This is a genomic window from Brevundimonas lutea, from assembly GCF_003704105.1.
Taxonomy (GTDB): Bacteria; Pseudomonadota; Alphaproteobacteria; order Caulobacterales; family Caulobacteraceae; genus Brevundimonas; species Brevundimonas lutea.
This window is the reverse complement of record NZ_QUOQ01000006.1, coordinates 91,189-109,055: the sequence shown is the minus strand read 5'-3', so window position 1 is coordinate 109,055 and position 17,867 is coordinate 91,189. Positions and strand designations below refer to the sequence as shown.

The following is a 17,867-nucleotide window of genomic DNA, read 5'->3' as shown; positions in this document are numbered from 1 at the left end:
GCTAGCGAGCCTCCGCGCCGGCGTCACCTGCCGGATCGCCGCGCCTTGCCCGAAGGCCGCTGTTCCTCTAGGGGTCGCGCCCGCAATTCCCTATCCGCGCGCGTGTCGAATAGCGCCCGCGCCAGCCCCCGCGATCCCGATGAAAATCAACGGCAACACCATCAAGCCCGGCATGGTCCTGCAGCACAACGGCGGCCTTTGGGTCGTCACCAAGGCCAGCCACGTCAAGCCCGGCAAGGGCGGCGCCTTCGCCAACGTCGAAGCCAAGAACCTGGAGACGGGCAACAAGCTGGCCGAGCGCTTCCGTTCGGAAGACAAGGTCGAGCGGGTGACGTTGGAGCAGCGGGACTACAGCTATCTGTATGACGGCGGCGACACGCTGGTGTTCATGAACGACGAGAACTACGAGCAGATCGAACTGCAGAAGGACTGGGTAGGCGAAGACCGCATCCCCTATCTGCAGGAGGGCATGAAGGTGGTAATCGAGAGCCACGAGGAGCGCCCGATCGGCCTCAGCCTGCCCGACCAGGTCGTCCTCGAGGTCGCCGAGACCGAGCCGACCGTGAAGGGTCAGACCGCGTCGTCGTCGTACAAGCCGGCGACCGCCTCCAACGGCGTTCGCATCATGATCCCGCCCTATATGTCGGCCGGTGAGAAGATCGTCGTCGACACCTCGACCGGCGAGTACGTCCGCCGCGCCGACTAAGGACACCCTGGCCCGATCCCGGGCGGAAACCGAACTTCTCCGCATGCCCGGGCTATCGGCCTTTCGAGGACATGCGGACCAGGAGATTTGACGATGGCTCTCTCTTCCGCCCTGCTGCAGGTCATGATGGACGCGGTTCGCAAGACCGCGCGGCCTATGATGCGCGACTTCGGCGAGGTCACCGAACTGCAGGTGTCTCGCAAGGGCCCGGCCGATTTCGTGACGGCCGCCGACATCAAGGCCGAGCAGACCCTGTTCGAACTGCTGGCCAAGTCGCGCCCCGGCTATGGCTTCCTGGGCGAGGAGCGCGGCATGGTCGAGGGGACGGACAAGTCACACACCTGGATCGTCGATCCGATCGACGGCACCACCAACTTCATGCACGCCATCCCTCACTTCGCCATCAATCTGGCGCTGGAGCGGCGGGCCCCCGACGGCTCGTCGGAGATCGTCGCCGGGGTGACCTACAATCCCGTCACCAACGAGATGTTCTGGGCCGAGAAGGGCAAGGGCGCCTATCTGAACGACAAGCGCATCCGGGTCTCGGGCCGCAAGGATCTGGCCGACAGTCTGGTGGCGACCGGCCTTCCGTTCCTGGGGAAGACCGGTCATGGCCAAGCCATCAAGGACGTGCACGCCGTGGCCCAGCGCGTCGCCGGGATCCGCCGCTTCGGCTCGGCGTCGCTCGATCTCGCCTGGACCGCCATGGGTCGCTACGACGCCTTCTGGGAACGCAATCTCAATCCCTGGGATGTGGCGGCGGGTCTGCTGATGATCACCGAGGCCGGCGGCGTGGTCTCGACCATCGACCGAGATGGCGACGTCAGAACGGGGGCCCAGATCGTCGTCGGCAATCCCGACATCCAGCCGCTGGTGCGCAAGGCCCTGATCGGCTGAGCCGTGTGGCCATGCTGTGGCCGAAGTCATGCCTCAAGTGAGGCCTCTCGCGGGTCAGGGCCGCGATCACGGAGCCTCCCATGCGCTATCTTCACACCATGGTCCGGGTCTCGGACATCGACGCCTCGTTGCGCTTCTACTGCGACCTGCTGGGGCTGGAAGAAGTCCGTCGTATGGACAATGAGAAGGGTCGGTTCACCCTGATCTTCCTGGCGGCGCCGGCGGACAAGGCGCGTTCGGCCGCCGAGCGATCGCCGGAAGTCGAGTTGACGTACAACTGGGATCCGGAAGCCTACGACGGCGGTCGGAATTTCGGCCACCTCGCCTACAAGGTCGACGACATCTACGCCGCCTGTCGGCGGCTGATGGACGGCGGGGTTGTCATCAGCCGTCCGCCGCGCGACGGTTACATGGCCTTCGTCCGCTCCCCGGACGGCATCTCCATCGAACTGCTCCAGGAAGGCGAGGCCCTGGCCCCGGCCGAACCCTGGGCCTCCATGCCCAACACCGGGGCGTGGTGAGCGAAACCCGAGGACACGCCCCCGCCGTGATGACCCGCGCCTTTCTTCCTCTCGCCGCCGCCGCCGCCGCCGCGACCCTGGCCGCCTGCGCCTCGACCACCGAGACCTATCCGTCGCGCACCGCCACCGAACAGCTGCTGGTCTCGCGCGCGTCCGAGAAGGCCGTCGAGGGGCTGGTCCTGCCGGTCGAGCCGGGCAAGCGGGTGTTCATCGACGACAGCTATTTCCGCGCCGAGGCCTCGCCCTACGCCGTCAGCGCCATTCGAGAGTCCCTGTCCGAGGCCGGTTACCGGCTGGCCCGCGACCGCAACCAGGCCGATGTGATCTTCGAGATCCGAGCCGGCGCCCTTTCGCTGGAGCAGATGCGTCGGTTGGTCGGTCTGCCGGCCATGACCGTGCCGGTCGAGTCGCTGAACTTCGTCAGCATCCCGGAGCTCAGCCTCTACAGCCGCCGCGACCGGGTCGGCGTCGCCGAGTTCTCCGGCTTCGTCTATGACGCCCAGACCGGCGAGCCCCTTGGCGCGGTCGCTCCCATGATCGGCGAATACCGCATCCGCAGCCACCGCATGCTGATGATGGTCACCTGGGGCCAGCAGTCGGCCACCCCCGGCGAACGTGATCCGGGCGACAGCTGGCGCGAGTTCTAAGGAACTGGAGGCGGACCGCAGGCCCGCCTCCTGCTCAGATCACCGCCGCGCGCGGCCTTGCGGCACGAAGCGGATGGCCTGACCGCCACCGGGAGCCAACTGCAGGTCCAGAGTGTCGCCGGCGGTCACCGTGCGCTCCTCGATGACGATGTCATAGGGATTGGCCTGCCAGTCCGCCGTCGGCCCGTCGCGATAGATCTGGGCGGTGTAGCGGCGGCCCTCGTCCAGGAACGACAGACTGGCCGGCAGCACGCGGCCGAACTCGTCCGACACGGCGCCGATGTACCAGTCGTCGCTGTCGCGATCCTTGCGCGCCATGACCACGTAATCGCCGATCTCGCCCGACAGCACCCGCGTGTCGGCCCAGTCGGTCGGCACGTCCTTGATGAACTGGAAGGGCTCCGGATTGGCCTCATAGTGCTCGACCAGATCGGCCAGCATCTGGATGGGGCTGTAGATCACCACATAGTCGGCCAGCTGCTTGGCCAGGGTGGTCTGCACGCCCGAACCCGGATTGGTGTTCATGCGAAAGATGCCGGGCGTGAAGTCGAACGGCCCCGACAGCATGCGGGTGAAGACCAGATTGGCCTCATGCTCGGGCGGGTTGGGCGGCTGGCCCCACGCCGCGTATTCCAGCCCCCGCGCGCCCTCACGCGACACCCAGTTGGGATAGGTCCGGCGCAGGCCGGTGTCCTTGACCGGTTCGTGCGGATTGACCGCGATCTCGTGGCGGGCGGCGACCTCGACCACGCGCAGATGGTGGCGCACCATCTCCTGGCCGTCGTGCCAGCCCCAGGCCACCGTCCCGTCCGAGGTCAACACCTGGGCCTGGCCGGCGTCGGCGACATAACCCGTCTTGACCGCGTCGACGCCGTTCGCCTGGTAATAGGCCATGGCGTCTTCGAGCTGGCGCTCGTAGTGGGCGGCGTTGCCCCCCGTCTCGTGGTGCCCGACCAGCCGCACGCCCCGCTCCTGAGCGTAGTTGGTCAGATACTCCATGTCGAAGTCGGGATAGGGCTGGTCGAAGTCCATATCGGCGCCCGAGCCGAACCAGTCCCCATCCCAGCCGACGTTCCATCCCTCGACAAGCACGCCGCGAATGTCGTGTTTGGCCGCGAAGTCGATGTAGCGCTGGACGTTCTCTGTGGTGGCGCCGTGGATCGGACCGGAGGCCCAGGACCATGTGCCCAGATGCATGCCCCACCAGATGCCGACATATTTGAACGGCTCGACCCAGTCGACGTCGCCCAAGGCGTTGGGCTCGTTCAGGTTCAGGATCAGGTCGGACATGTAGAGTCCGGGGGCGTTGTCGGCGATCTGCAGCGTCCGCCATGGGGTGGTGAAGGGTCCGGTGCGCACCACCGCCGGCGCGCCGTTGGCGCCGGGCGCCAACTGGGCGCGGAAGCCCGTGGTCTCGGTCCGCCGCAGCCACATGCCGGAATAGTCGACCAGCGCCGCCTCATGGAAGGCGATGTGCAGACCGGAGTCGAGCTTGACCGTGATCGGCGTGTGGGCCCGGCCGACGCTGGAGATCGGGGTCTTCTGATACAGGTACTCGTACCGGTTCCATTCCCCGGCCGGGATCCACCAGGCCTCGCCGTCCGAGGCCAGATTGAACTCGGTCAACTCGTCGGCGATGCGCATTTCGCCCTGATTTTCGGTGAATTCGTAGCGGAAGCCGAGGCCGTCGTCATAGAGGCGGAAGACTACGTCGAACTGGCGGCCGCCCGGCGCCTTGGTCTCCGCGAAGGTGACGCGCAGCTCGTTGTAGCGATTGCGCACGAACTGGCGCTCGCCCCAGGGCTGCTCCCAGGTGTCGTCGTGCGAGGAGGTCGCTTGAGCCGCGATGGTGAAGTTGCGCTCCAGCTTGGGCGCGTCGGCCAGCAGGAAGCCCAGGCGGCTGTCGGTCAGCACCGGCGTACCCTGCCGCATCAGGCGATAAAGCGGCCGGCCCTCGCCGGTCAGAGAGGCCTCCAGTGACAGCACGCCATTGGGCGACTGGACGCGGGCCACCGGCGCCGGGGCCGGGGCGGCCGGGGTCTGGCTGACCTCAGACTCGGTGCGCGGCGCGTCGGACTGAACCGTCGTGGTCTGGGTCGTCGTTTCCTGAGCAAGCGCGGGGGCCGCCGACAGCGCCAAGACCCCGGCCAGAGCGGTGGTGAGCCTGAGGCCAGGCGCTGTCATTCTGAAGGTCACGGCGGCGTCTCCCATTGTGTTTTGATTGTGGCTTGAACCCTTCTTGCCAAATCGCGCGGGGCATGGACTAGAGGGTTCGAAACTTTTGCAACAAAATTTGCGCTGGAACCGAGCGGTCCGAGGCGCGAACGGGGACCGGCTTGGCGCGACGCACCACACGACTGGAGGATCTGGCGACGCTCGCGGGCGTGTCGATTTCGACCGTGTCACGCGCGCTGAATGACAGCCCCTCGATCAACCAGCGCACCAAGGAAAAGGTCTGGGCGCTGGCGCGCGAGCACGACTATCCCTTCCGCCGCTACATGGCCGCCGCCCCTAGCGAGACCCCGACCATCGCTGTTGTGGTGCCCCAGCCCCAGGGTCGCGAGGGCTGGCTGTCGGACCCCTTTTTCCTGGAACTGTTCGCCGGCGTCGGCGAGGCGGCGCGCCAGCGCGACTGCGACTTCACCGTCAGCCATGTCGCGCCGATGTCCTATGAGGACCTCAAGGACCTGATGAGCACGCTTCGCGCCGAAGGCGTGATCTTCCTCGGTCAGGCCGACCTGCACCCCCATCTCAACCGTCTGGCCGAAACCGAGCACCGCTTCGCCGTCTGGGGGGCGCAGTTGCCGGGCCAGAACTATTGCTGCATCGGCTCCGACAACCTGCTGGGCGGACGGCGTGCGGCGCTGCATCTGGCGCGTCTCGGCAGAAAGCGCATCGCCTTTCTCGGCGACACCGAACCGCCGGAAGCCGAGCAGCGCTGGCGGGGCTATCAGGCGGGACTGGTCCAGGCCGGCCTGACGCCCGACCCCGACCTGTCGGTCCCGGCCCATTTCGAGGTCGAGAGCGCCGAGGCCTCGGTCGACGCTCTGATCCGCAAGGGGGTTGAGTTCGACGGCGTGGTCGCCGCCTCTGACCTGATTGCGCTAGGCGCTATCCGCGCCCTCAAGCGGTCCGGCCGCAAGGTGCCGAGCGACGTCTCGGTGATCGGCTATGACAACGTGCCCTTCGCCCGCTACTCGAGCCCGGCTCTGACCACGGTCGCCCAAGATGTGTCGCGCGCCGGGCGGCTGCTGGTCTCCAAGCTACTGGATCACGGCGGCGAGGGGGCGATGAGTTCGGAACGCGTGCCCACCGACCTGATCGTACGTGAGAGCTGCGGCGGCTGATCGCACCGCCCTTCATTCCGCCCGCCAATCGCCCTATCTGTCCCCGCCGTAAGCGAGGGGGCCCCAGGTCGGGTATGGTCGATTGCTGTTTGTGATTTCCCCGGCCAAGCGGCTGGACTTCTCTCCGCCGTCCGTCGAGGTCGCCGCCACCCGTCCGCGTTTCGACACGGACACCACCGAACTGGTCGAGGTGGCGCGGCGCCAGACGCGTGCGGATCTGAAGCGGCTGATGTCGATCTCCGACGACCTGGCGGAGCTGAATTTTCAGCGGTTCAAGGCGTTCAACCCGCTGCGCCGCAAGGATCAGATGCCGGCCGCCTTCGCCTTCGCCGGCGACGTCTATCAGGGTCTCGCGGCGCGCGATCTGACCGCCGAGGATCTGGACTGGGCCCAGGGCCGGCTGCGGATTCTGTCGGGTCTCTATGGCCTGCTGCGGCCGCTGGACCGGATCCAGCCCTATCGGCTGGAGATGGGCTCCCGCCTCCGCACCGAGCGCGGCGCCACCCTGTATGATTTCTGGGACGGCAAGATCGCCGAGCGGCTGACTGGCGACGCGCGTGGCCATGCGGACAAGACCCTGGTCAATCTGGCGAGCCAGGAATATTTCGGCGCCGTCGACGCCAGGGCGCTCAAATTGCCGGTGCTGACCATCCAGTTCCGTGAGGCCGACGAGACGGGCGACAGCCGCATCATCTCCTTCTTCGCCAAGAAGGCGCGCGGCCTGATGGCGCGCTGGGCGATCCAGAACCGGGTCGAGGACAGGGACACTCTGAAGGGTTTCGATGTCGACGGCTACGGATTCCAGCCGGACGCCTCCAGCGATCACGAGTGGATCTTCACCCGTCGCGGGAATTCCTGATCGCCCATCTGTCGCCATGACCGGCGGGTCGGGCTAGGGTCGGCGCGACGCCTGATTTCGTGAGACGAGACCCCATGTTCCCCTGGCAGAAAAACGATCCGAAACAGCCCGCCACGGACGACACCCGCCCCGTTCGGCGCGACCCGCAGGACCTGTCCGGCCAGGTGGCGGTGATCTCGGGATCAACCTCCGGCATCGGCCTGGCCCTGGCCAAGGCCACCGCGGCGCGCGGCGCCGATGTGGTGATGAATGGTCTCGGCGACCCGGCCGAGATCGAGCGGGTCCGCGCCGGGCTGGAAGCTTCGTGCGGGGTGCGCGTCCGCTACCACGGCGCCGACATGAGAAACGGCGACGAGGTCGCCGATCTGGTCGCCTTCGCCAAGCATCAGCTCGGCCGGCTGGATATCCTGGTCAACAACGCCGGGGTGCAGCACGTCGAGGCGATCGAGAAATTTCCCACCGACCAGTGGGAGCGGATCATCGCCATCAACCTGTCCTCGGCCTTCTACGCCACCCGCGCGGCGGTGCCGATCATGAAGGCCCAGGGGCGTGGCCGGATCGTCAATGTCGCCTCGGCCCACGGCCTGGTCGCCAGTCCATTCAAGTCGGCCTATGTCGCGGCCAAGCACGGCGTCGTCGGCCTGACCAAGACGGTGGCGCTGGAGCTGGCGCGCGACAACATCACCTGCAACGCCATCTGCCCCGGCTTCGTCGAGACGCCGATCGTGGAGCAGCAGATCGCCGACCAGGCCCGGACGCATGGCATTTCCAAGGAGCGGGTGCTGGACGAAGTCATCCTGAAGAAGCAGCCGACCAAGCGGTTCGTGACCACCGACGAGCTGGCGGGTATCTACCTCTATCTGGTGTCGGACCTCGGCGCTTCGGCCAACGGCGCCTGTTTCTCCATCGACGGCGGCTGGACGGCGGAGTAGGCCCCGGCGATGACCGCGCCAAAGGCCCTGTTCGTCAGCTCCAATCGCATCGGCGACTGCGTCATCTCCTCGGGCGTGATCCGCGAGATCGGCCGCCTCCTCCCCGGCGCCGAGATCACCGTGGCCTGCGGTCGCCCGCCCGCGCCGTTGTTCCGATCCGCACCAGGCGTTGGGCGCGTGATCATCCTCGACAAGAAGAAGCTGGCTGGCCACTGGTTCGACCTGTGGGGTCAGGTGCGAGACACCCGCTGGGACATGGTGGTCGACATCCGCGGCTCGGCCCTGGCCTACGCGCTGCGGGCCCGCGACCGCCGCATCTACAATCGCCGCTGGGAGACGGGCCTGAGGAAGGTCGAGATGGTCTCGCGGCTGATGGGGTCCGAGACGCCCCTCGCGCCCGAAATCTTCCTCGACGATCAGGCTCGCGCCGAGGCGGCCGCCGTGATCGACCCGCAGCTGACGGCCCGCGCCGGGCCCGGACCGATCCTGGCCCTGGCGCCCATCGCCCATCAGCCGGGCAAGAGCTGGCCGGCCGATCGCTGGGGCCAACTGGTCGCGCGGCTGAAGGCCGAGCCGCGCTTCGGGGGCTGGCGGTTCATGCCCGTCGGCGGGCCCGGCGACCGACCGCCGGCGACCCCTGCGCTGGAGGCCGCCGGACTGCGCGGCATCGATTTCGTCGGCAAGGGCGACATACTGGCATCCGCCGCCGCCATTGATCGGGCGGCCCTGTTCGTCGGCAACGACTCCGGCCTGATGCACGTCGCTGCCGCCGCCGGCCGTCCGACACTGGGTCTGTTTGGGCCCACCGAATGGTGGCTCTACGGTCCCTGGGGCCCGAGGACGGCGACCGTCGCTTCCAACGAGACGCGTGGTCAGTTCGCGCCAATCGAGGACCTGACGGTCGACCATGTGTTCGACGCCGTCATCGCCCTTCATGACCGATACGCAGGCGCGACCGCCCGCCCCGCTTGATGTCACGGCCCCGTGAGCGCATATAGTCGGACCTGGAACGCGTCCGGCCGGTCGCGCGCTTTGTCACGCGAAGCGGGTTTCGGCCAGCCCTGTCCCAGCCGACCAGACGACCCATCCACCTGAAGGAAACGACGCCCATTCGCCGTCAGATGAACCAGCCGCCCGTCAAGGACGGGCCGCCCATGAACCAGGATATCCGCGCCCCGCGCGTTCTGCTGATCGATCAGAACGGCGAGAAGCAGGGGGTGATGCCCACCTCCGCAGCGCTTGAGGCCGCCGAGGAGGCAGGCCTGGACCTGGTGGAGATCGTCTCCAATTCCGAGCCGCCCGTCTGCAAGATTCTGGACTACGGTAAATTCCGGTTCCAGGAGCAGAAGAAGAAGGCCGAGCAGCGCAAGCGCCAAAAAATCGTCGAGCTGAAAGAGATCAAGCTCCGTCCGAACATCGACACCCATGACTACGAGGTGAAGGCCAAGGCCATGCACCGCTTCTTCGACGAGGGCGACAAGGTGAAGGTCACCCTGCGCTTCCGCGGTCGCGAGATGGCCCACCCCGAGCTGGGCATGAAGCTGCTGAATAAGGTTCAGGCCGACTTCGACGAGGTCGCCAAGGTCGAATACGCCCCTCGCATGGAAGGGCGGCAGATGATCATGATCCTGGCGCCGAGGTAGACCGCCAGGATAACCTCGGGGGAGGACAATGCCAGGTCACCGTTCCGCGCTGCGTCTGCTCTCCGCGTTAATCGCGGCGACCGTACTCATGGCGCCGGGTCTCGCGACCGCCCAGGCGGTCGAACCGCCTCCCCTCAGAGCCTACGGCGCCCTGCCGTCTTTGGAACTTGTCGAGCTGTCGCCATCCGGCGACCGCGTCGCCTTCATCGGCGTATCCGGCGAGCAGCGACGCCTCGTCTTGGTCGACCTCAAGGCAGGCACTTCACTTAGCAACGTCGATATCGGCGCGATCAAGATGCGCGGTCTCCGTTGGATCGGCGAGGATCGCGTTCTGGTCATCAGCACACAGACAGCTGCGGCGCGCCATCTCGGTATCGACGACAGCGAGATGACTGCGGGTCAGATTTTCGACGTGGGGTCCGGCCGGGTGACGCAGATGCTGGCCAATATGCGCGGCACGCTTCCCGTCCTGATGAGCCGGGTATACGTCAGCACCGCGCAGGGCGATCCTCAACTGCTGGTCCGCGCCTTCTCGACCCAGCATCCCGAGCGGGTCGATCTGTACCGGGTCGATCCTGAGACAGGACGAGGCCGCTTGGCCGAAATCATGTTTCCGGACGTCGATGACTTCGTCTTCGATCCGATGGCTGATCGCACGTCGGCGCGCGGCGAGTACAACAGCCGCAGCGGTGAGTGGACGCTTCGCGTGCGTTCTGACGGCGGCGCGTATCGCCAGGTCTGGCGTACGAACGCGCCAATCGACGTTCCTTCGCTGGTGGGACTTGGCCCCGGCGGCGACAGCGTGATCGTGGCGGCCGATCGCCCAGACCTCGATGACGCCGGCTCGAAAAGCACCCGCGTATTCGATGTCCGCTTGAGCTCAGGCGAGTGGCGACCGCTGGATTTCGAGTTCGAGCCCGACTCTCTCGTCTTCCATCCGCTGACGGGTCGCCTCATCGGCGCTGAGCGGATCGACGACGATCGTCGCAGCTACCTGTTCACAGACACGGACGCCGATCGTCTTTGGAAGCATGCCGAAGGTGTTCTGGCCGACAAGTCGCCGACTATCGTCAGCTGGAGCGACGATCTTCGCCAGGCCATCCTGTTCACCAGCGGGGCGGGCGACTCGGGCACCTATTATCTGCTCGACCTCGACTCCGTCGCCTTGAACGAAATCGGATCGGCCTATCCGGACATCGCCCCCGAGAGCGTGGGGTCGATTCGCTCCTTTAGTTACAATGCGGCCGATGGGCTCGAGATACCGGGCTACCTCACCCTGCCCCCGGGCGAGAGCGGCGCGCGGAACCTGCCGCTTGTGGTGCTCGTGCATGGCGGGCCGGCGTCGCACGACACGCTCAGTTTCGACTGGTGGGCGCAGGCGATCGCCTCACGCGGATACGCGGTGCTTCAGCCAAATTTCCGCGGCTCGACAGGTTATGGCGACGACTTCATGGAGGCGGGCTACGCGGAGTGGGGCCGCAAGATGCAGACCGACCTGTCGGACGGCGTCCGGCGGCTCGCGGCCGACGGTGTGATAGACCCAGCGCGGGTGTGCATCATGGGCGCCAGTTACGGCGGCTACGCGGCCATGGCCGGGCCGACACTGGATCCCGGCGTCTATCGCTGCGCGGTCTCGGTGAACGGGGTGTCCGACCTTCGCCGCATGGTGAACGACGAGGCCCGTGTGCGCGAGCATCGCGACAACGAGACCGTCCGCTATTGGAACCGCTTCATGGGGGCCGAACGGCTGGGCGACCGCTCGCTCGACGCCCGATCGCCGGCGAAGGTGGCGGCCCAGGCCGATGCGCCCATGTTGCTGATCCACGGCCGCGACGACACGGTGGTGCCGATCGAGCAGAGCCGGGTCATGGCCCAGGCCCTGAGGATTGCAGGCAAACCGGTCGAGATCGTGGAGCTGGACGGCGAGGATCACTGGCTGTCGCGCTCGGACACCCGTCTTCGCATGCTGAACGAGACCATAGCGTTTCTCGACCGTTACAACCCACCGAACTGACCGCACGGTCGAGCTCTGTCGGCGGATCGAAGGCTCACTACGGGTCGGCTATGACATGTTTTCCGTTGTCAGGCCGCCGACGCCGCTGCGACGGGGGTCATCGCCCGGCGGATGGCGTCGAGCAGCAGGTCTGGGCGGATGGGCTTGGCGACGACGCTGTCCATGCCGGCTGCCAGATAAGTCCGCTGGTCGGCTTCATCGGCGTTGGCGGTCAGCGCGACGATGGGGCCGGCGTATCCCGCCGCGCGCAGGCATCTCGTGGCCTCGACCCCGCCCATCACCGGCATCTTGATATCCATCAGGATGAGATCGAAGCGGCTTGCCCGCCCCACCTCCACGGCCTCGGCGCCATTCTCGGCGGTCTCGCTGGAGCACCCGAATGTCTCGAGCAGCTTTGCCGCGACAAAGCGGTTCGTCGCGTTGTCGTCGACGACCAGAATATGCAGCGTGTCGTGCGGCGTGGGCTCGGCCATGGTCCGGTCGTGGCCCTCGTCCGCCCGCTCCAGGGTGACGGCAAAGCGAAACACCGCGCCTTGCCCCAGCTCAGGCGGCGCCAGCGCCAGCGTGCCGCCCATGGACTCCACGATCTGCCGACAGATCGCCAGACCCAGGCCGGCGCCGCCACGCTTGGCCTCACCGGTGCGGAATGGCTCGAAGATGTGTTCGACCTGATTCCTGGGAATGCCCGGCCCGGTGTCGGCGACCTCGCCATGGAGACGGATTCCTTCGGCCGTATCCTCGACCCGCAGACGCGCCGTCACCGACCCAGCCATCGTGAACTTCAGGGCGTTGCCGACCAGATTGTTCAATACCTGCTTCAGCCGAACGGCGTCACCGACCAGTCGAGTCTCCTGATCGGACTCGACCCTCACGGACAGGGTGATGTTCTTTTCCTCCGCGCGCGGGCGCCACAGACACTCCAGGTCCCGACCCAGTTCATCAAGCGCGAAGGGCGCGGGGTCCAGTTCGATGCCGCGCGCCTCGGCTCGCGACAGATCGAGCGCGTCGTTCAGGAGGCGTAGCAGGCTCTCGCCGGACTCAATCACCGTCTGGACATAGGGACGAAGCTCGTCCTGCTCGAGCTTCTTTTCGATCAGCTGAGCCACGCCGAGCACGCCGTTCAGGGGCGTGCGGATTTCATGGCTCATGACGGCTAGGAACTCGGACTTGGCCCGGCTTGAAGCGCGGGCCTTGGCCTCGGCCTCGGCCAAGTCGGCGTTCAGTCGGCTCATCGCCTGTACGCGCTGGCGATGAAGAGCGCTGCCGGCCTGGAGGATCTGAAGCGCCGTTCCGATGCCCACATAGCGGCCGTCGCGTACGGCGATGAACCCGTGCAGAAGGTCGGCGAAGTCGGCCTGCCCGCTCTCGTCGAAGAAGAGGTCGGCCTCGGCGTCCGCGTCGGCCAGGGCCGGGGCGTCGTCCATCAGGGTGGCGATCGGCCTGCGAGCGTAAAGGGCGCGTCCGAACTCGGCCGCCATCTTGAGGATGAAGGCGTTGCGCTCGATCAATCCGACCGGCCGCAGGTCGTCGTCGACCACGGCGATGGCCAAGGTGTTGGGCTCGGTCAGAAATCGATCATAGACCTCGGCGCCGGGCGTCGACGGGGTGACCGGCTCCAGACGCGCGATGAATTCCCCGATCTTCGGCACCCCACATCCCCCTAATCGCCTGGTTCGGTGCGATTAGCGGGGTCGGAGCTTAACGACGGCTTTCTCCGCGCGAGACGATTTCGCGAAGTTTCCGTGACGATTCCGCCGGTTACGGATTATTTTGGGCGAAGCGCCGCGGCGGGCCCTGGGTCGGTTCGCGCTTGCCAATTCTCTTCGCTTACTCTAGAAGCCCCGCCTTCGCGTAGACCGGATCGCCGGGCGAACAGGCATGCCTGGGCGATCCTAAACAGCGCTCCGCTCCTCGGGCTCTAGCAGTCCGACAGGACGGTAGCCCACCAGAGAGAGTGAAAAATGCCGAAGCTGAAGACGAAGTCGGGCGCCAAGAAGCGCTTCAAACTGACGGCGACTGGAAAAGTGAAGGCTGGCGTGGCGGGCAAGCGTCACCGCCTGATCAGCCACAATTCCAAGTACATCCGCCAGAACCGCGGCACCTCGGTCATGGCCGACGCCGACGCCAAGAAGATCAAGTCCTACATGCCCTACGCCTGATCGGCGCACGGCAGGATCGATCATCAACCGCACATCAGTTTGAACATCAGCCCCTCATGCAGTGAGCCGCCGCGCGGCGAACGTTAGGGGCTCTTCTCGAAGAGACACATCATGGCTCGCGTCACCCGGGGGGTCACCTCCCACGCCAAGCACAAGAAGGTCCTGAAGCAGGCCAAGGGCTTCTACGGCCGCCGCAAGAACACCATCCGCACCGCCAAGGCCGCCGTCGATCGCGCCGGGCAGTACGCCTATCGCGACCGCCGCGTGAAGAAGCGCAACTTCCGCGCCCTGTGGATCCAGCGCATCAACGCCGCCGCCCGCGCCGAAGGCTTCACCTACTCCCAGTTCATGCACGGCCTGGGCAAGGCCGGCATCGAGCTGGACCGCAAGGTTCTGGCCGCCATCGCCGCCGACGAAACCGGCTTCAAGGCCGTGGCCGACAAGGTTCGCGCCGCCCTGGCCTGATCGCAGGACCAAACGCCTGAACTCAAAACGCCCGTCGGTTTCCGGCGGGCGTTTTCACGTCCGACCCTTGCGACGCACCAACGCCCGTGACACCTCAGCGGCGATGACCGACGCCCGCCCCGATTCCCGATATGAAGCCGAGACCAAGGGCATCCGCGTGCGCGTGCGGCCGCGTTTTCTGGCGGACCGGTCCGGACCGGGGCAGTGGGTCTGGGCCTACCGGGTGGAGATCGAGAACCGGGGCGAAGAGACAGTGCAGCTGGTGTCGCGCCGCTGGATCATCACCGACGCCGCCGGCAAGGTCGAAGAGGTCGCCGGGCCTGGCGTGATCGGCGAGACGCCCGTGCTGGGGCCAGGCCAGAGGTTCGCCTACACCTCGGGCTGCCCGCTCACCACGCCGTCGGGATCGATGCACGGGGCCTATCAGATGAAGGACGCCAAGGGCCGCGCGTTCGAGGTCGAAATTCCAGCCTTCGTGCTGGAAACGCCGGGCCAGCGGCGGGTGCTGAACTAGCCCGGCATTGCATCGGGCCCCGTGAGGTCGCATCTGAGCGCCATGTTCATTCAGACCCAGCCGACGCCCAATCCGAACACGGTCAAGTTCCTGCCGGGCCGCGAGGTCTCGCCCGATCAGCCGCGCGACTTCGCCGACATCGACGCGGCGACCGCCTCGCCCCTGGCCGAAGCCCTGTTCCAGATCGAGGGTGTGACAGGCGTCTTTTTCGGCGAGGACTATGTGTCGGTCAGCCGTCAGGATCACGGGCCTGACTGGAGCGGGCTGAAGCCAGCCATCCTGGGCGTGGTCATGGACCACTTCACATCGGGCCAGGCCCTGATGCGCGCCGGCAGTGAAGCCGAGACGTCGTCCGAGCCCGACAGCGAGGTGGTGGCCGAGATCAAGCAACTGCTCGACACCCGCGTCCGCCCGGCGGTGGCCCAGGACGGCGGCGACATCCAGTTCGACCGCTTCGATGAGGCCGACGGCGCGCTGTATCTGCGCATGCGCGGCGCATGCGCCGGCTGCCCGTCCTCGGCCGCCACGCTCAAGTCGGGTATCGAGACCATGATGCGCCACTATGTTCCCGAGGTGACGCGGGTTGAGCAGACCCTCTGACCGGGGGCGGGAGGGGCCGTGGCGCGGTTCGAGAGCGACGACGACATCCGCCGGCTGGCCGCCGCCTTGGCTCGTCTGCGCCAGGCCGCCGGTCTCAGCCAGGCCGAGGCGGGTCGGCGTGCCGGCATGACCAGCCAAGGCTGGAGCGCCTATGAGTCCGGTCGCCGCGCCGGTCTGTTTCGGCCGGACGTCCAGCGCCGCCTGACCACGGCCCTCGGCGTCGACCCCGAGACTTTGGCGCTGGAGGCGGCGAGTAGCCCGAACGGCGTGGCGACTTCTTCTGCGAGCCCCGGGGGCGTCGAGGGCCGCGGCCGAGATTGGAGCGGCGTCGAGCCCTCCGATATGCATCGCCTCACCCTCGCCGACGATCGGCTCGCACCCTGGGCCGGCCGCGGCGTCGTTCTGGAGTATCGGTTTGGGGTCGAGCCCCGTGCCGGTCAGGGTCTGGTGGCGGTTTTGTCCGATGGCGAACAGGTTGTCGGGATCGTTCAGCACATGCGGGACACCGAGATCGCCATCCGACCATCGACGACGGTGTCCGAAGACCGCCTATTGCAACGCGCCGACATCGTCAGGCTCGGCGCCGTAACCGCGCGCATCGACAAATGAAACATTTTCGTTGCAACACGCGGGGATTGTTGTCTAGGGTTGTCTCAACTCGGAATACGGATGAGGGTGACCATTGTGGACGAAAACGCGATCGACCGGGCGGTGGGCGCCCGCATCGCCCTGAGGCGCCAGGCCCTCGGGCTGACGCAATCGGACCTGGCGCGCGGCGTCGGCATCAGCTTCCAGCAGATTCAGAAGTACGAGCGCGGCGAGAACCGGGTTTCGGCGTCACGCCTCTACGGCATAGCGGCGACCTTGCGCGCCACGCCGGCCGACTTCCTGCCGTCGAAGACCGACCTGGAACTGGGCGAGGACTGGCTTGCCGATCTGCGGGGCCTGACCACCCTGCCCGAGGGACGCGCGATGGCCCTGGCCTTCCCCGCCATCGCGGACGCCGATCTGAGGCGCTGCCTGTCCCGTGTGGTCGAGGCCCTGGCCACACGCTGACCGCCGCCGCAAGCCCGTGGGCGCGTCGATGAAGGTTCTGGTGATCGATACGGCGCTCGGCGCCTGCACGGTTGCGGCCTTCGAGGACGACCGCCCGCTTCTGGTGCGCTCGGAAACGATGGATCGGGGCCATCAGGAACGCCTGGGTGGTCTGGCCCGCGACGTCATGGCCGAGGCCGGCGCCATCGACCGTATCGGCGTCACTGTCGGACCCGGCTCGTTCACCGGCTTGAGGGTCGGCCTGGCCTTCGGCGAGGGACTGGGCATGGCGCTGGATCGCCCGGTGATCGGCCTGTCGACGCTCGACGCCCTGGCCGCTTCAATCCGGGGCGATGGCCCGGTGCTGGCCGCGATCGACGCCCGCCGGGGCCAGGTCTATGCCCGCGCCTTCTTGGACGGCGTCGCTCAGGGCGAGGGCCGAGCCCTGACAATCCCCGACGCCCAGGCCCTGATCCGCGACCTCAGCCGCAGGGGCCGCGTCACCGTGGTCGGATCCGGCGCGACGGTGCTGGCCGAAGGATTTCACCCTGGCGAGTTCGACCTCCATCCCCTGCCTGCCCCCACCGCTGAAGCACTCGCCCGTCTCACACGTGCGGCCGGGGCGCAGGCGACAGCGCGACCGGTCTATCTGCGCGCACCCGACGCCGCCGTGCCGACCCGCAAGCCGGGCCAGCCGCGACCGCTGCGCGACGGCGCGCCCCGGTGAGCATCCTGGAGACGGCGGAGACGCTGGCCAACCTTCACCGCGCCGCCTTTGCCGAGGTCGGCGAGCGGCCTTGGACGACCCCGGAGTTCGCCAGCCTGCTGACCACGCCCGGCATCCGCTTCGGCCTCCGCGAGCAGGGGTTCGTCGCGGTTCGGGTCGCGGCGGACGAGGCCGAAATCCTGACGCTGGCGGTCGATCCAGGAGCGCGTCGTCAGGGCCTGGCCCGCGCCCTGGTCGAGCAGGCTCTGGCCGAAGTGGCGGGCGCCGGCGCTGTTCGCGTGCTGCTGGAGGTGGCGGTCGACAACACCGCCGCGCGAGGCCTGTACGACAGCCTCGGTTTCGTCGAGGCCGGACGGCGGGCGCGCTACTACGGCCGGGCGGACGGCCGCCGGGTCGACGCCCTGGTGCTGGCCCTCGACCTGGTCCCGCCGACCGCTAGTGCTGGTTCTCCGGCAGCCTGACGACCAGGCCGTCCAGGGCGTCGCTCACGCGGATCTGGCACGACAGCCGGCTGTTCGGCTGCACCTCCTCGGCGAAATCCAGCATGGATTCCTCCATGGCCGACTGCCCGCCCGTGGCCTCGCGCCAGGCCTCGTCGACATAGACATGACAGGTGGCGCAGGCGCAGGCGCCGCCGCAGTCGGCGTCGATGCCGGGGACATTGTTGCGGATCGCCCCTTCCATCACCGACAGGCCGGGCTTGACGTCCACGACATGCTCGCGCCCGTCGTGCTCGATGTAGGTGATCTTGGCCATTGAGCCCTCAAGTAGCGAAGCGGTAGGGCGAAGAAACTGAGCGTC

Annotated in this window: 21 protein-coding genes; 18 read left to right on the top strand and 3 right to left on the bottom strand. The window is 67.3% G+C overall.

Translation table 11 applies throughout. The annotated features are described in order from the left end of the window. Window positions 1-139: 139 nt before the first annotated feature. The 4 genes from efp (at window position 140) to EES48_RS11915 (ending at window position 2,771) form a co-directional block, all read left to right on the top strand. Window positions 140-706, top strand: a complete 567-nt coding sequence (gene efp / locus EES48_RS11930) for an elongation factor P (protein ID WP_122467186.1) — start codon at window positions 140-142, stop codon at window positions 704-706. Between the two features lie 93 nt (window positions 707-799). Beyond that, a complete protein-coding gene (locus tag EES48_RS11925) occupies window positions 800-1,603 on the top strand; it encodes an inositol monophosphatase family protein (RefSeq protein ID WP_122467184.1) in 804 nt (267 codons plus the stop codon). Window positions 1,604-1,683: 80 nt separating this feature from the next. Beyond that, window positions 1,684-2,124: a VOC family protein gene (locus EES48_RS11920; protein ID WP_122467181.1), complete on the top strand. Its 441-nt coding sequence runs from the start codon at window positions 1,684-1,686 to the stop codon at window positions 2,122-2,124. Window positions 2,125-2,153: 29 nt separating this feature from the next. Further along, the gene (locus EES48_RS11915; protein ID WP_122467179.1) at window positions 2,154-2,771 is read left to right on the top strand and encodes a DUF6655 family protein; all 618 of its coding nucleotides are present in this window, start codon (window positions 2,154-2,156) and stop codon (window positions 2,769-2,771) included. 39 nt (window positions 2,772-2,810) lie between these two features. On the opposite strand, the gene EES48_RS11910 is transcribed toward EES48_RS11915, so the two are convergent. After that, complete coding sequence (locus EES48_RS11910; protein ID WP_240623338.1) at window positions 2,811-4,967, bottom strand: glycoside hydrolase family 97 protein; 2,157 nt, start codon at window positions 4,965-4,967, stop codon at window positions 2,811-2,813. A gap of 140 nt (window positions 4,968-5,107) precedes the next feature. On the opposite strand from EES48_RS11910, the gene EES48_RS11905 reads away from it, so the two are divergent. The 6 genes from EES48_RS11905 (at window position 5,108) to EES48_RS11880 (ending at window position 11,566) form a co-directional block, all read left to right on the top strand. Next, entirely contained in the window at window positions 5,108-6,118 is a 1,011-nt protein-coding gene (locus EES48_RS11905; RefSeq protein WP_122467176.1) for a LacI family DNA-binding transcriptional regulator, read from the top strand. A gap of 82 nt (window positions 6,119-6,200) precedes the next feature. Next, window positions 6,201-6,977, top strand: coding sequence for a peroxide stress protein YaaA (yaaA, locus tag EES48_RS11900; protein WP_122467173.1), 777 nt, complete (start codon window positions 6,201-6,203; stop codon window positions 6,975-6,977). Window positions 6,978-7,051: 74 nt separating this feature from the next. Beyond that, window positions 7,052-7,909: a 3-hydroxybutyrate dehydrogenase gene (locus tag EES48_RS11895; RefSeq protein WP_122467171.1), complete on the top strand. Its 858-nt coding sequence runs from the start codon at window positions 7,052-7,054 to the stop codon at window positions 7,907-7,909. Window positions 7,910-7,918: 9 nt separating this feature from the next. Next, window positions 7,919-8,881, top strand: a complete 963-nt coding sequence (locus tag EES48_RS11890; protein ID WP_122467168.1) for a glycosyltransferase family 9 protein — start codon at window positions 7,919-7,921, stop codon at window positions 8,879-8,881. A gap of 149 nt (window positions 8,882-9,030) precedes the next feature. Then, window positions 9,031-9,552, top strand: coding sequence for a translation initiation factor IF-3 (gene infC, locus EES48_RS11885; RefSeq protein ID WP_122467165.1), 522 nt, complete (start codon window positions 9,031-9,033; stop codon window positions 9,550-9,552). 88 nt (window positions 9,553-9,640) lie between these two features. Beyond that, window positions 9,641-11,566, top strand: coding sequence for an alpha/beta hydrolase family protein (locus EES48_RS11880; RefSeq protein WP_122467163.1), 1,926 nt, complete (start codon window positions 9,641-9,643; stop codon window positions 11,564-11,566). A gap of 68 nt (window positions 11,567-11,634) precedes the next feature. Here EES48_RS11880 and EES48_RS11875 read toward each other — a convergent pair whose 3' ends face one another. Next, window positions 11,635-13,215, bottom strand: a complete 1,581-nt coding sequence (locus EES48_RS11875; RefSeq protein ID WP_122467161.1) for a response regulator — start codon at window positions 13,213-13,215, stop codon at window positions 11,635-11,637. A 312-nt stretch (window positions 13,216-13,527) separates the two neighbouring features. On the opposite strand from EES48_RS11875, the gene rpmI reads away from it, so the two are divergent. From rpmI to EES48_RS11835, 8 genes are all read left to right on the top strand, one after another. Beyond that, entirely contained in the window at window positions 13,528-13,725 is a 198-nt protein-coding gene (gene rpmI, locus EES48_RS11870; protein ID WP_029416075.1) for a 50S ribosomal protein L35, read from the top strand. Window positions 13,726-13,836: 111 nt separating this feature from the next. Then, window positions 13,837-14,190 (top strand): 50S ribosomal protein L20, encoded by a 354-nt coding sequence (rplT, locus tag EES48_RS11865; RefSeq protein WP_122467158.1) that lies wholly within the window; start codon window positions 13,837-13,839, stop codon window positions 14,188-14,190. A 103-nt stretch (window positions 14,191-14,293) separates the two neighbouring features. Next, window positions 14,294-14,704 carry a Co2+/Mg2+ efflux protein ApaG gene (gene apaG, locus EES48_RS11860; protein WP_122467155.1) on the top strand — a complete coding sequence of 137 codons (411 nt, stop codon included), beginning with the start codon at window positions 14,294-14,296 and terminating at the stop codon, window positions 14,702-14,704. A gap of 42 nt (window positions 14,705-14,746) precedes the next feature. After that, on the top strand, window positions 14,747-15,304 hold the full coding sequence (locus EES48_RS11855; RefSeq protein WP_122467152.1) for a NifU family protein: 558 nt from the start codon (window positions 14,747-14,749) through the stop codon (window positions 15,302-15,304). An 18-nt stretch (window positions 15,305-15,322) separates the two neighbouring features. After that, a complete protein-coding gene (locus EES48_RS11850; RefSeq protein ID WP_122467149.1) occupies window positions 15,323-15,913 on the top strand; it encodes a helix-turn-helix domain-containing protein in 591 nt (196 codons plus the stop codon). 60 nt (window positions 15,914-15,973) lie between these two features. Next, entirely contained in the window at window positions 15,974-16,360 is a 387-nt protein-coding gene (locus EES48_RS11845) for a helix-turn-helix domain-containing protein (protein ID WP_122467147.1), read from the top strand. Window positions 16,361-16,388: 28 nt separating this feature from the next. Further along, a complete protein-coding gene (tsaB, locus tag EES48_RS11840; RefSeq protein ID WP_122467144.1) occupies window positions 16,389-17,066 on the top strand; it encodes a tRNA (adenosine(37)-N6)-threonylcarbamoyltransferase complex dimerization subunit type 1 TsaB in 678 nt (225 codons plus the stop codon). Further along, window positions 17,063-17,527 carry a GNAT family N-acetyltransferase gene (locus EES48_RS11835; protein ID WP_205679454.1) on the top strand — a complete coding sequence of 155 codons (465 nt, stop codon included), beginning with the start codon at window positions 17,063-17,065 and terminating at the stop codon, window positions 17,525-17,527. Before tsaB ends, EES48_RS11835 begins: the two co-directional genes overlap by 4 nt. On the opposite strand, the gene EES48_RS11830 is transcribed toward EES48_RS11835, so the two are convergent. Beyond that, window positions 17,502-17,822: a 2Fe-2S iron-sulfur cluster-binding protein gene (locus EES48_RS11830; protein ID WP_122467142.1), complete on the bottom strand. Its 321-nt coding sequence runs from the start codon at window positions 17,820-17,822 to the stop codon at window positions 17,502-17,504. The two genes, EES48_RS11835 and EES48_RS11830, sit on opposite strands and share 26 nt — an antisense overlap. Window positions 17,823-17,867: the final 45 nt, after the last annotated feature.